Annotated in this window: 14 protein-coding genes; 10 read left to right on the top strand and 4 right to left on the bottom strand. The window is 48.8% G+C overall.

Features of this window, described 5'->3' with window-relative positions:
- The first annotated feature begins 142 nt into the window (after positions 1–142).
- A complete protein-coding gene (gene thyD / locus ACUVQO_RS02400) occupies positions 143–1069 on the top strand; it encodes a thylakoid membrane protein ThyD (protein ID WP_445924298.1) in 927 nt (308 codons plus the stop codon).
- 27 nt (positions 1070–1096) lie between these two features.
- Here thyD and ACUVQO_RS02405 read toward each other — a convergent pair whose 3' ends face one another.
- From ACUVQO_RS02405 to ACUVQO_RS02415, 3 genes are all read right to left on the bottom strand, one after another.
- Positions 1097–1345, bottom strand: a complete 249-nt coding sequence (locus tag ACUVQO_RS02405; RefSeq protein WP_445924299.1) for a hypothetical protein — start codon at positions 1343–1345, stop codon at positions 1097–1099.
- Positions 1346–1885: 540 nt separating this feature from the next.
- On the bottom strand, positions 1886–2386 hold the full coding sequence (locus ACUVQO_RS02410) for an ureidoglycolate lyase (RefSeq protein ID WP_445924300.1): 501 nt from the start codon (positions 2384–2386) through the stop codon (positions 1886–1888).
- Between the two features lie 559 nt (positions 2387–2945).
- The gene (locus ACUVQO_RS02415; protein WP_445924301.1) at positions 2946–3500 is read right to left on the bottom strand and encodes a hypothetical protein; all 555 of its coding nucleotides are present in this window, start codon (positions 3498–3500) and stop codon (positions 2946–2948) included.
- 695 nt (positions 3501–4195) lie between these two features.
- Here ACUVQO_RS02415 and ACUVQO_RS02420 point away from each other — a divergent pair.
- The 8 genes from ACUVQO_RS02420 to proB all read left to right on the top strand — a co-directional run bounded on the left by ACUVQO_RS02420 (position 4196) and on the right by proB (position 12085).
- Entirely contained in the window at positions 4196–5131 is a 936-nt protein-coding gene (locus tag ACUVQO_RS02420) for an NAD-dependent epimerase/dehydratase family protein (RefSeq protein ID WP_445924302.1), read from the top strand.
- Between the two features lie 176 nt (positions 5132–5307).
- The gene (locus ACUVQO_RS02425) at positions 5308–6498 is read left to right on the top strand and encodes a F420-0:Gamma-glutamyl ligase (protein ID WP_445924303.1); all 1191 of its coding nucleotides are present in this window, start codon (positions 5308–5310) and stop codon (positions 6496–6498) included.
- A gap of 127 nt (positions 6499–6625) precedes the next feature.
- Positions 6626–7942 (top strand): GNAT family N-acetyltransferase, encoded by a 1317-nt coding sequence (locus tag ACUVQO_RS02430; RefSeq protein ID WP_445924304.1) that lies wholly within the window; start codon positions 6626–6628, stop codon positions 7940–7942.
- Positions 7943–7953: 11 nt separating this feature from the next.
- Positions 7954–8403, top strand: coding sequence for a Holliday junction resolvase RuvX (gene ruvX / locus ACUVQO_RS02435; protein WP_445924305.1), 450 nt, complete (start codon positions 7954–7956; stop codon positions 8401–8403).
- Positions 8404–8457: 54 nt separating this feature from the next.
- A complete protein-coding gene (locus ACUVQO_RS02440) occupies positions 8458–9072 on the top strand; it encodes a DUF3727 domain-containing protein (protein ID WP_445924306.1) in 615 nt (204 codons plus the stop codon).
- A gap of 49 nt (positions 9073–9121) precedes the next feature.
- On the top strand, positions 9122–10222 hold the full coding sequence (mltG, locus tag ACUVQO_RS02445) for an endolytic transglycosylase MltG (protein ID WP_445924307.1): 1101 nt from the start codon (positions 9122–9124) through the stop codon (positions 10220–10222).
- 2 nt (positions 10223–10224) lie between these two features.
- Complete coding sequence (locus ACUVQO_RS02450) at positions 10225–10755, top strand: YqeG family HAD IIIA-type phosphatase (protein WP_445924308.1); 531 nt, start codon at positions 10225–10227, stop codon at positions 10753–10755.
- A 214-nt stretch (positions 10756–10969) separates the two neighbouring features.
- Positions 10970–12085 carry a glutamate 5-kinase gene (proB, locus tag ACUVQO_RS02455; protein ID WP_445924309.1) on the top strand — a complete coding sequence of 372 codons (1116 nt, stop codon included), beginning with the start codon at positions 10970–10972 and terminating at the stop codon, positions 12083–12085.
- A 44-nt stretch (positions 12086–12129) separates the two neighbouring features.
- Here the strand turns inward: proB and ACUVQO_RS02460 are convergent, their stop codons facing one another.
- Positions 12130–12948: a response regulator transcription factor gene (locus ACUVQO_RS02460; RefSeq protein ID WP_445924310.1), complete on the bottom strand. Its 819-nt coding sequence runs from the start codon at positions 12946–12948 to the stop codon at positions 12130–12132.
- 365 nt (positions 12949–13313) lie between these two features.
- On the opposite strand from ACUVQO_RS02460, the gene ACUVQO_RS02465 reads away from it, so the two are divergent.
- A complete protein-coding gene (locus ACUVQO_RS02465; RefSeq protein WP_445924311.1) occupies positions 13314–13556 on the top strand; it encodes a DUF6761 family protein in 243 nt (80 codons plus the stop codon).
- Positions 13557–13650: the final 94 nt, after the last annotated feature.

Below are 13650 nucleotides of genomic sequence, written 5' to 3' on the forward strand. Positions count from 1 at the left end.
CTCTGATTGGTTCAGCAGGTGAGAACAATCAACTTCTGGGTAAGACCGTTCATCCAAGGGAGAATAGCTTTCTCCTACGACAGGACTTTTGTATACTAAGCCATGTGCAGCCGCCAATGGCATGGAATACGGAGAAATTTAGATGAAGGTCGCAGTAACAGGGGCAACAGGGTTCGTAGGGCATCGGCTGGTGGAACGCTTGCAGGCAGAAGGCCATCAGGTAGTTGTCTTCACCAGAAATCCAGACCGGGCGGCAAAGGTGTTTCCCAAAACAGCATTTCCAGCCGTTGCAATCGTCGCCTATACCCCAACCGTTGCAGGAGAGTGGCAACAGGCGATCGCGGGCTGCGATGGTGTCGTTAATCTGGCGGGAGAACCGATCTCAGAACGGTGGACAGCGGCTCATAAACAGGCCATTCTGGAAAGTCGCAAGCTGGGAACTCGACGAATTGTCGAGGCGATCGTCCAGGCAAACCCCAAACCCCAAGTACTGGTGAATGCCTCAGCGATCGGCTATTACGGTACCAGTGAAACAGTGACCTTTGATGAGAGCAGCAATCCGGGTAACGACTTCTTAGCAGAGGTTTGTAAGATGTGGGAAAGTGAAGCCCAGAAAGTGAAAGAGGCCGGAGTGCGGCTGGTCATCCTGCGCCTGGGAATTGTGCTGGGGATGGGAGGTGCGATCGCCAGAATGCTGCCACCGTTCAAACTATTTGCAGGTGGTCCGATCGGTTCCGGCAAGCAATGGTTTTCCTGGATTCACCGTGATGATCTAGTCAGCCTGATTCTGCAGGCCCTAACTCAACCCAGTATGGCAGGTATTTATAATGCGACTGCCCCCAATCCTGTCCGCATGGCCGAATTCTGTCATACTTTGGGCGAGGTGATACATCGTCCTTCCTGGCTTCCCGTGCCTGCCTTTGCGATCGAAGCGTTGCTGGGCGATGGTGCGATCGTCGTTCTGGAAGGGCAAGAAGTCATTCCCAAACGCACCTTGGAAACTGGATTTCAATACCAGTATCCAACCGTGAAGCAGGCGCTAGAAGAAGTTGTAACTGAAGAAAGTTAAACCAAGTCCAATTTCAACTCTTACCTTTCAACTCTCAACTTTTTTAAGATGTTTGTTGAGCCAGCTAATCACGCCACTGGCGATCGCGCCTGCCATCAAAATACCGATTGCAGGTTGCATCACAGGATCCCATAGCTTGTACCAGATATCCAGACCTAGAGGAAATCCGGCACTGCGCCCAATTACGGCGGCAGCAAACCAGATAAAGCTCAACAGTACAAAAAATAAATCTGCCATCAAGGCCAGATTCAGCCACTGCAGAAGTTTTTCTTTCACGCTGAGTAATCTCCCAAGTCCACTAGCCTGATTGTACAGGGCAGCGCAATCAATAACCGAGTGGTGAGTGCAGAGTAACACAATTAGTTTATTTCATGATCCTTAGAGAATTTTTGTTGCATGGCATCAAAGGCTGCAACTTGAGCCTGAGCCGCTAGACTATTGGGGCATTCATTCAGCAACAATGACCAGATCATTTGATCCGGCTTCTGCCCCCCATGGTCATCCAATCATTGGCGTAAGGTGGCCTCATGGATAAAACCCAGTTTTATTGTTGATGGTGGTCTCTTCCCAACCTGCGGGTCGAGCGATTGCTGACTACGCCCATCGTTGGTCAATTGAAACCCTCTTTGTCGCGTTCTGTTAAATCTCGAACAAAAGGCTGATGATTTTTTCAAGTTCTACGTTTTTTGTCCTGTACTTAAATCTCGGTCACATTCCAGTCGGAATTTGCGGAGCCAATTAACTTTTTGCTGTAAATCCTGGGGTTCGTTGTGCGCCCATGATGTCCAGAGTTTAAGGTGTTCCAGTATCTTTCATTTACTCAGTGGTTATCAGATCGATTTCCACACCATAGGTTTCCAGCAAATTACAGGTGTCGTGATCAACAATGTTAGTATCACTCAGTTCCAAATTGTAAAAATCAATCATGGGCGCTTCAAAATAAGGGCCAGTGTGCCAAGTGTCCAGATTTAACTTAATAAAACAATTGCCTGGAATCCGAAAAGCTCTGATACTTTCCCAGTCTGGTTTAGGAGACTCCAGACTGGGACGAGCAACGGCCATCAACCACTCTTTGCCTTCCAGAGATCCTAAACACTGAGTACAGCGCAGATGGCGGGTAATGCGATCGAATCTTGTTCCCCGGTTATGCAGCCGCATGATGTAGAGGCGTGGAGTGCCATTTTGTAACTCAAGTTGAGCGTCACTGGCATCATAAGCCTTGCCATCTTCAGCAGCAAAAATGACTTGCCCAAAGGGTTGAAAGTTCTCTGAAGTAATGGGTTGGGGACGCAGTTTAAGCAGCAAGTAGGTTTCCATAGCGGGTAAGGATGGCTAGATAGGAATGGATTCAAGCACAACAGCAAGTTTTCCGTAAAGGATGGCAGAATAAACCAAGTCCAGCTAGAGAACGATCGTTTTCCTATAAGAGGGTGTTTGAAAAGTCATTTGTTATAATGAAAGGCGTCTGTTGATCTCCCTTAGTCCCCCTTAAAGAAGGGGAAACCGGGCTCAAAGTCCCCCTTGTTAAGGGAGATTTAGGGGGATCTAAACCGTTTCGTTACCAGCAAGAGAGCTTCTCAAACATCCTCTAAGAGAAACTCCAATTCTGGACTTGAACAAGCTTTATTTTAGGTTTTAGATTTTGGATTTTGGATTTTCAAATTGCATAACATGACGCAGATTGAGGTTTCAGTATGAAAGTTATCTAACCTGAGATTTGAATCGGTGAATTTAAGTTGGTACCAGTTTGAATACAGAATAGATCCTATGATTTATTGGTTCTATCTATAGATATGCAGATATGCCAAATTTTTTACCGAAAAGCGTGTCTCCGGCAAAAAATTATGAGTGTCATCAGTATGTCTGAAATAGTGTCTCAATAGATGGTGAAGCTCAACTTAACTGACTTTTTGATTGCTGCAGCCTGCGATCGCTTATTGAGATCCACCTGATCTTTAATTGTCTGCCAAACTGAAACTACCCCTTCCAGCCAGCCTTGCGCGAAAACAATCCGGCTTTGGGGATCCACTTCCAGCAGATAAGCAAAATCAGGATCCTGAATCCGCGCTTGTTGAGAATACTCTTTCAAATCTAAAAAGCTCCACAGATAGTCCAAAACTTCATCATCTAGGGAAGTTGCCAAAGGCATAACTCGTTCAAAATGCCGCAAGTCTTCATAGGACAGTTTTGAACTGGAGCGGACTCCCAACTCAAATCCTTCCTGACGAATTTTTTTGAGTAAAACTTTCCTTTCTGCCTGTAACCGCTCGATCAAATTGTCTTGTTCAGCAGCCTGAACTTTGAGTTCTTCACAAATCACAGCCATTTCTAATGCCTCCTGGCAAATTGCCGAAATATTGAACTGATGTTTCACGGGTTGAAGCCTTTCAAATAGTGCATCTGGAACAGCGATGGTAACTCTTTGACTCACAACTCCCTCCCGAAAACTGTCTACTCTTATACAAGAATTGGCTTTTGTGCATAAAAGCTGACATTGACCTAATTTGTTGCATAATTAGCAGTTTGTTTTTTAAAAGTATGTAACCAGGAGAGTATGAACCATGAGCAAGTGCCCGAATAGGGAAAATGCCCAATGCCTGGGTTCCCATGCCAAAGTTTGTGTAGCAGATGGACTGGCTGCTTGCGTGGGCATGGTAAGCACTAGCAAGAGAGACGATCGCTGTCAGCAAGCATCATAGGCTTCATCAGTCGGAATTACTCCCGTGTGGTGCCCAGAAAGCAAGGAGACTCAATGGACAAATGACTGAAGATGAGTGTTGAATCCCTATACCACTGCCATTGGTTGCTATATCACTAATCTGTTGCTTAAAAGTTGGCAAATAGCCTTGATAGGTATAATTCCGAATACGACTTTGGCCTGTGCAATTTGAATTGCAACACTTGTAATGTTAATTACCTACGGTTGACTTTCTGTACTTGACGATCTAAGTTCTACCAGAACTCAGGCACTGTATAGGTTTTAGCACCGCTGGCATCTTTCCCACCTTTGGAATCTCATTTGCAAATTCTGCTATCTCATTCTAAGACCTACATATCCATAACACTACCTCTGCCCTGACGCTTACCTGTAAGATAAAAAATCATTGCAGTTGGGATGAAAAAGCGATGCGGATCTTGATTATGGGCGGTACCCGGTTCATTGGGGTATCCCTAACCCGTCTTTTGTATGAGCAAGGCCATGACGTAGTGCTGTTTAACCGGGGGAATAAACCTGCTCCCATAGAAGGGATAGAACAAATTCATGGCGATCGCGCCAATGCCACCCAGCTCAAGGAATTGCTGGATGGGCAGGAATTTGATGCCGTGTTCGACAATAACGGACGAGAACTGAGTGATACCCAGCCTCTAGCAGAAATCTTTAAGGATCGAGTCAAGCACTTTGTTTACATGAGTTCTGCAGGAGTCTATCTGAAATCTGATCAAATGCCCCATATTGAAGGCGATCCGGTTGATCCCAAGAGTCGCCACAAAGGGAAACACGACACCGAAACTTACCTGGCCGAACTGGGAATTCCCTTTACCTCCATCCGTCCCACTTATATTTACGGTCCTCAGAACTATAACGATCTGGAAGTCTGGTTCTTTGACCGGATTGTCCGCGATCGCCCCATTCCTATTCCTGGCAACGGTCAGCACTTTACCCAATTCGGCCATGTGCGTGACTTAGCCAATGCCATGACCAAAGTCCTGGGCAACCGCAAAGCCGTGGGCCAAATCTACAATGTGTCCGGCGATCGCTACGTCACCTTCGATGGTCTGGCACGGGCCTGTGCCGTTGCTGCTGGTAAATCTCCTGACACTCTACAGCTTGTTCACTACGATCCCAAACAATTCGACTTCGGCAAACGCAAAGCCTTTCCCATGCGCGTGCAACACTTCTTCGCCTCTGTGCAAAAAGCCATGACTGACCTCTACTGGCAACCCGAATTCGACCTCATCTCCGGCCTCAAAGATTCCTTTGAAAACGACTACATCGCCTCTGGACGGGACAAAGCCGAAGTCGATTTCTCTACTGACGAAGAAATACTAAAAGGGAATTGAGAATTATGAATTATGAACTGGAGGGTCAATGCTCATCATTCATAATTCAAACCTCTTAAACCTTGTCCAAGTCCAGAACCGGAGTTTCTTCGATCGGAAAACAACTGTTCTCTAGCTGAACTTGGTTTAAATTTCTGATTCAAAATTCCTAATTCAAAATTCCTCAAAGGTTTTCTGTGCTGCTCCAAATTCTCGAAATCATCCTCGCTGCTGGCGTTCTGGTCATTGCGCTCTACCTGCTGCTGTTGGAACTGCAGTATCGTCGCCGGTTGGGTAACAAATTGGTGGCAACGGTTGGCCACTGGCATCTACAGGTGAAAGACCCGCAGCATTATGTGCTGCTCGGGGAGATGGACTTGGTTAACCGCACGCAACGGCTGGAAATTATGGTGCCGGAGATCGGGGCGGAAGTGGTCTTACTCTCGGATGGCAGTCTGGAGGGCGTTACCTGGCAGGCACGGGTTATTCCCAATCACCCGGATGAGCCTGCCCGTGCTGATGGCTACTGGTTTGGCTATATTGTCAAAATCGGGAAGCGCACCCAGGTAAAGATTCAGGTAGATATCCAGGGGCCAGATTTGAGCCAGTTGAAAACAGCCTGGGTGAAAGTGCATTACCTCACCTATGGGCCTGCCGGACGCATTCCCAAAACTCGTCATGTGGTTGTGCCACTGCAATTTCCAGAGCCGCAGGATTCCAGGAACTGGCGATCGACCCCAAACTCAGAGGTGCTGCCAATTCGTACCCATCTGCTAACCGAATTGGACGATCCGATCCAGATTGTGCAACGGTATGTCAGTCCCCATGCCAAACCGGGCGATATCGTGACGATCGGCGAAACTCCGATCGCTATCATGCAAGGTCGCTTCCGGCATCCCAGCGAAATTCAACCAGGATGGGTCGCCAAGCGGCTCTGCTACCTGTTCCTGCCTACCTCCAGTCTGGCAACCGCTTGTGGAATGCAATCGCTGATTGATATTGTTGGGCCAGTCCGGGTGTTAGCCGCATTTTTTATTGGAGCGATCGCTAAGGTCTTTGGCCGCCGGGGGGTGTTCTATCAATTGGCTGGAGAGCAGGCCCGACTCATTGATGATGTCACAGGCACCCTGCCTCCCTATGATCAGTTCATTGTGTTGGGGCCAGACCATCCTCAACAGGTGGTAGAGGCGATTCAGCGAGAAACCGGATTAGCCGCTGCGATTGTCGATGTCAACGATCTGGGAGCCGTCAAAGTGCTGGCCGCCACCCCAGATGCCTCTATTCCCCTGTTAAATCAAGCTCTGGCCAAAAATCCAGCAGGCAACGCCAACGAACAAACGCCTGTAGTGCTGATTCGACCCCAGCCACCCCTAACTCCTGCTCCCTGATCCCTAATTCCCAATCCCCATCTCTTAACCTTTTCCACCCAGCGCCAAATGACCGAACCGTTTAGAATATTAGGATAATATTGCCAGCATGCTCCTCAGAGCTTAGCCGTTCCCAAGGATAACTCCTATGCTTTCTCAAAACAGCGACATCTTAATCCGCTCCGTTCAGTATGGTGACTGGGAGGTGGTGGAGCAGTTTTGTAATCAGGCCTCAGCGGACGACGGTTTAAGCTACGCCATTAATCCCACCAGTCACTTGAAACCCTATCGTCCCTGGTATGGCCCACTCAAGGTATTGGGAGCACTCTTCAAGCGGCCTAACGTATTCGGGGCTTACCTGGCAGAACGAGACAGTAAGTTGCAAGGGGTGATTCAGGTATCTCCCTTTAATCGCGCTCGCAGTACCTGGCGGGTCGATCGCGTGGCGCTTGTAAATGAGATCGCAGCAGACTCTGAGCTTCCCAAGGGGGAAACAGCGATGTCTCTTTCCTCTGACTTAAGCGAATCCCCAACCGTGGTGAAGACTCCCAGCTTTTTGCATATTGGTTCGCTACTCCTGCGCCACTGTTTTGAGAAGACCTGGGAAGCCCGCAACTGGCTACTGGAAGTGAATGTGAATGATACAGAGTTGCTGGCCCTGTATCGGCACAATGGATTTCAACCCCTGGCGCAGATGACCTACTGGGAAATTAGTCCAGAGGAGTTGCAAGAACTGGCCGAGCGGGAGCCAGATTTACCGAACCTGTTACCCGTCAGTAATGCAGATGCTCAATTGCTATATCAACTTGATACGATGTCGATGCCGCCCCTGCTACGTCAGGTCTTCGATCGCCATGTTGAGGATTTCAAAACCAGTCTGGTGGGTTCCTTGTGTCAGGGAATCAAGAACTGGCTCAATCACACGGAAGTGATCAGTGGCTATGTGTTTGAGTCGCAACGAAAGGCAGCGATCGGCTACTTCCAGGTGCAGTTGTGTCGGAATGGTTCCCGTCCTCATCAGGCCCAATTGACGGTGAATCCGGCCTACACCTGGCTGTATCCAGAGTTGATGTCCCAGATGGCACGCATTACCCAAGACTTTCCAGAAAGCCCCTTGCAACTGGTCTCTTCGGATTATCACAAAGAGCGGGAGGAATATTTGGAACGCCTGGGGGCAAGCCGGATTGCCCACACATTGATGATGTCTCGCTCTGTGTGGCATAAGGTAAGAGAATCCAAGCTCAGTTTGGATTTGCAATTGCCAGAGGTGTTTCAAGGTCTGAAACCAGCCCGGAAGCCCATTCCTAGCCGGATTTCTCTGATTCAACCTCACCATCCGGCAAAGTTCAAACCACCGACTCGCAATGCAAAATCCGCCTCTAAGCCAGGCGGAATTAACAAATCGGTTTTGGATTTAGCTGGGAAAGATTTCCCAGACTCTCCTCCAGAAGGGCCGTGTTGCTAGTGGGCCGATTCATGCCAATTTCTGCCTTAGGACTGGATGTTGGTAAGAAGCGAATTGGGGTAGCAGGTTGTGATGGCACTGGATTGATTGCCTTTGGCATCACGACGATCGAACGTAAGTCGTTTCAGGCGGATCTGGCTGCTTTGCAACAATTGGTGAACGATCGCCAGGTTGACACCCTAGTTGTTGGCCTTCCCTACTCAATGGATGGAACGTTAGGAGCGCAGGCCCGCCAGATCCAGAAATTTGCCACCGCGATCGCCAAAGCCCTGCAATTGCCGTTGGAATATGTCGATGAGCGGCTTACCTCGTTTCAGGCAGAACAATTGCTGCAGGCGGAAGGAATTGCTCCCTCCCAACAAAAAGGTTTGGTCGATCGGAAAGCCGCGTCCCTGATTCTGCAACAATGGCTAGATGAGCGACGATCGCAAAACGCTCGCTCCAATTCAACCCAAATTTAACCGCCAGTGCCCTTTGGGAGAACACTGGAGCATAAATTTGTACTAATTGGCAGAATGCTGACTAAGCACTATCCAGGAGGAAAATCTGCAGTGCACGAGGACGATTTAGAAATCAATGGTGAAACCATCATTTTGACAGATGATGAAACTGGACGTACCATCGCCTGTACCATTGAGCGTTTTTTGGAAGTCGATAAACAGGACTATGCGTTGCTGCTCCCTGTCGATTCACCAGTAGAAATTTTTGAGTGGCAGGGTACCGACGATGAGGATGAAGAAGCCGTTCCCGTTGAAGATGAAGCGGTCATTGATCAGGTCTTTGCGATCGCCAAAGCGGTTCTGGAAGAACAAAACCTTACCCTAAAACGGACTGCCGTAATGCTGACCGTAGAGGGAGAACTCCCCGACCTGGATGAAGAGGATGAGTTTTTAGATCTAGCAGCAGAGGATGAAGAAGAAGTAGAAGAACTGCAATTTTTAGCCAGTTTTTACTATGAAGAACAGGAGTTTGCCGTTTACGCTCCTTTAGATCCTTGCTTTATCCTGGTGCGTATGGACGAAGATCATCAACCTAAGCTACTCTCTTCTGAAGAACTCAAAAAGCTTGAGCCAATGCTTGCCATGATCGAAGCTCAACTGTTTGATGAATTTGAGTCGACTGAGTCTTAAGGCTTAGAGGTAACATTCATGGGTGTCCGCTGCAATCGGCACCTTTTTTATGACGAAGCGAGTTCCTAAAACGTCTATTTTCTTAGTCCTGGTATTAGCCTTGCTGGGCTTTGCGGGCTGGTGTGGTTATCAGTGGTGGATCTGGGCAAGTGCCCCCACCGTCTCGACTACTGGCAGCCCAACCAATGAACAGCCCATTAATCTCCGGATTCCTCCGGGTACCTCCGCTCAGGAAATTGGCAAAGATCTGGAAACTCTGGGATTAATCCGCTCAGCTCTGGCCTGGAATCTCTGGGCACGCTGGTTAGCTGTACAGGATGACAAAGGTGGGTTTCAAGCAGGAACCTATCAACTTTTCAAAACCCAATCAATGCCAGAAATTGCGGCTCGCATCTGGTCAGGCGATGTGGCGCAACAGAGTTTCACGATCCCGGAGGGCTGGTCGATCAAACAAATGGCTCAATATTTTGAGCAACAGGGATTTTTTCCGGCTCGAGAGTTTCTGGCGTCAACAGAGCGAGTTTCTCTGGCTGAATATCCCTGGCTCCCCGCTACTAGCCCCATGACAGGTTTTCCGCGCTTAGAAGGATATTTATTTCCAGACACCTACCAAATTCCGGTAGGAGCAACAGTCAGTCCTGATGAGATCGTCAAGCAGATGCTTGACCGCTTTGAAGAGGTGGCCCTACCGATTTATCAACAGCATCAGGGCAAAACGAATCTCAGCTTAAGCCAGTGGGTAACCTTAGCGAGCCTGGTCGAAAAAGAAGCCGTCGTTCCTCAGGAGCGTCAACGGATTGCGGGAGTCTTTGATAATCGGTTAAAAAAAAGGATGCCCCTGGCTTCTGATCCTACGGTTGAATATGCGTTTGGCATTAAACAAACTCCTGATCGTCCCCTGACCTTTAAACAGGTGGAGACTCCCCATCCCTATAATACCTATGTCAATCCTGGCTTACCGCCTGGGCCGATCGCTAGTCCCGGAAAGGCCAGCCTGGAAGCAACTCTGAATCCAGAAGCAACGGACTACCTGTATTTTGTGGCGCAGTACGACGGTACCCATGTCTTTAGCCGGACATTGAAAGAACACCAGGCCGCGCAAACTGCTATTCACGATCAACGAGAGGCTGCAAAGCCCACCCCTCAATAACTATGTTTGGCAAACTGTTACAACCTGACCTGATTGTTCAGGGGACGATTCTAAAACTCACTCCAGACACGCTTAAACACCATCATTTGAAAGGATTGGTTTTAGACGTGGATGAGACTTTGGTGCCTTTTCGGGCGGCTCAAATCTCGGAAGAATTACTCCCCTGGGTGGAAGAGGTACGGCAAATGGCTGCTCTCTGGCTAGTGAGCAACAATATCAGTGAAGCTCGCATCCGACGAATTGCCAAATCTCTGGATTTGCCTTACATCTCCGGGGCTGGAAAACCATCTCGCCGTAAAGTTAGACGGGCAGTTGAAGCCATGCAATTGCCTGTGGAACAAGTAGGAATGGTGGGCGATCGCCTGCTGACCGATGTACTAGCTGGAAACCGCCTGGGGATGTTCACGATTCTAGTAGAGCCGATGGTCACGCCGGATCAACTGGCTGTCCGCTCCTCGCTCCATTCTTTTGAAGTTTGGTTATCGCAACGGCTGGGAGCATCTTTAGCCAACGATCAATCAAAAACTCTCTAAAGTTTGAAAAATATATAAAAATCAACAAATGGTTGTATGAGTAAATATAAAGAAAACATTACGTATTCTTTGAGTTTTTCAGATTTCTGCCATTCTGTAGACAGTTCAAATGGGGTCAGCCATATAAAGACCCTAACGATAAATCCTTGTGAATACTTTGGCAAAGCGCTGGCTCTCAACCATAGAGAGTCAGCGCTTTGTTTAGGATGATGTTATGGTGCAAACACTTGTCGTCAAAATTGGTACATCTAGTCTCACCCGTCCACCAGCCGGTGGATTGGCCTTGTCTACGATCGCCAGTCTGGTAGAAACCTTGAGTCACTTACGGCATCAGGGCTACCGGGTAGTACTTGTTTCCTCCGGAGCCGTGGGGGTTGGGTGTGCTCGCCTGGGGTTGAGCGATCGTCCCCGAACAATTGCCCTGAAACAGGCCGTAGCCGCGGTGGGACAGGGGCGCTTAATCCGGGTTTACGATGATTTATTTACCGCCCTGCAACAACCGATCGCTCAAGTGCTACTGACGCGAGGCGATCTGGTGCAGCGAACCAGCTACCTGAATGTGGAGCGTACCTTCCAGGAGTTATTGAATCTGGGAGTGATTCCGATCGTCAATGAAAACGACACAGTAGCGGTCGATGAATTGCGGTTTGGCGATAACGATACTCTCTCGGCTCTGGTTGCCAGTTTAGTTGGGGCCGATTGGCTGTTCCTGCTCACGGATGTCGATCGCCTCTACTCTGCCGATCCCCGCCTGGATCCTAATGCCCAACCAATTTCCGTCGTTAATCATGTGGATGAATTGAAATCTCTGCAGGTACAGGTGGGCGATCGCGGTTCCAACTGGGGAACGGGCGGCATGCAAACAAAGGTGTCAGCAGCTCAAATTGCAACAGGAGCCGGAGTGCGGACAGTAATCACGGAGGGACGTACTCCCCAAAATATTGTCAAAATTCTGGCCGGGGCATCGATCGGCACCCATTTTGAGCCGCAACCTCGACCTGCCAGTGCGCGTAAGCGCTGGATTGCGCATGGTCTGGTTCCAACGGGCAAACTTTACCTGGATGAAGGAGCCGTGAATGCGATTTGTAGTGGCGGAAAATCGCTACTGGCCGCTGGTATCATTGCAGTGGAAGGCAATTTTGACCATCAGGATGCCGTAGTGTTGTGCGATCGCAACGGTCAGGAAATTGCCAGAGGATTGGTGAACTACAGTAGTTTTGAGCTAGAGAAAGTTAAGGGCTGTCAGTCTGAGGCTATCGAGCCACTACTGGGCTACTCCTGTCCAGAGACTGTAGTACATCGAGATAATTTGACCCTTACCGGCTTGTAGAGACATCTCACCGGAACGTTTCTACGTCTCTACTCTCTTCTCTACTACGATCGCCTCCGTTCTCCAGCCACCATCTTTTGAACTGGTTTTTGAACTGGAGGTTGGCTAGGGGCAGCGGATGGGGGTACAGGCTTTCTGCGGGTGTGAGAATACTCAGTGTTGGGGTTGGGAGTTGATCGCGCCAAACTTTCTAAATTCAACCGATACCCCACATTCCGCACAGTCTGAATTAAACTGGGCTGTCGGGGATCTGTCTCAACTTTTTTGCGGAGGGACAGGATATGAGTATCAACGGTACGCGGGTTATCAATCTCATCAGGCCACGCTCTTCGCAGTAACTCTGAGCGGCTCAGCGGCATACCTCCCGTTTGAGCTAAGACATAAAGCAGACTAAACTCCTGGGGGGTTAGTTCGATCAATTCGCCCCTAAAACGAACTCGTCGATGTACCAGATCAATCTTCAACTCCCCACACTCCAGAGAAACTGGCGGTGGCATCGCTATTCGGCGGCGGGTAAGTGCCTCCACGCGAGCCAAAAATTCTTGCATTCCAAAGGGTTTGGTTAAATAATCGTCAGCCCCAGCCTTTAACCCTTCGACGATATCAGCCTCTGCACTGCGAGCCGACAACATCAGAATCAGACACTGTTGCTGCCGGAGCCATCGGCAAAACTCGATCGCATTCCCATCCGGCAATTCAGAGTCCAGAATCACCAGCGTGGGCTGCCGCTGCTGAAACACATCCATCGCCTGATGCAGGTCAGCAGATTGATACACTGCATACCCTGCCTGTTGGAGGTGCCATCCCAGGAGCGATCGCAAATGGGGATTGCTCTCAATAATCTGAATACAAAAAACTTCCACAGAAGACTAACTTCCTTCAAATCGTGCTTATCAATCTAACAGAGCACCTACTGAGCTTTTTGTAATGACTGTTACCCCAGAAATCTGAGCGGGGAGGATTTATGCCATTCTCCAAAAATTGATTAGAAAACCTTTTCAAATTTCAAGAACCTGCTTTCTTAAAGTTAAGATGAAAATAGCAAGCTCCAATGCAGGTACACTAGCCTAACCCAGTCCAGCTAGAAAGCTGAAGTTTTCTGTAAGCGAAACGACGATTCTGGACGTGGACAAGGTTCAATTGGTGAATGCGTCCAAAAGGCGTTTCCTGTCTGCACGGCAGAAACCGCTCTCTGAGGGTCGCTCTTTGTGCTTTTCATACAAAACTTATGCTACAGGACACACAAACAATTCGCTACTATCAAAGGCTAACAGACAATCTCGTTGAGCTGTGGAACCGGGGTTATCGCTTTGATGACCTGCGGATGTATATTGACGGGTATTTAGCGGCCCTCCACCAGTCTAATAGCCTGGAACCTTACTTAATTCACCGTTTAGAAGAGGAAATTACTCGTTACCTCTACGACCCCTCTAATCTACAAAATCAGGAATCCGAGCCAGATTATCGGTAGTCCTCTTGTTCATCTAAAATGCCCTCCTGGGTCTGCTGAGCAAGGACAGCAGGGGGCTTGTGCGGCTGTGAGTCTGCTACCCTTCGCTCAAGTA

The organism is Leptodesmis sp., from assembly GCF_052746595.1.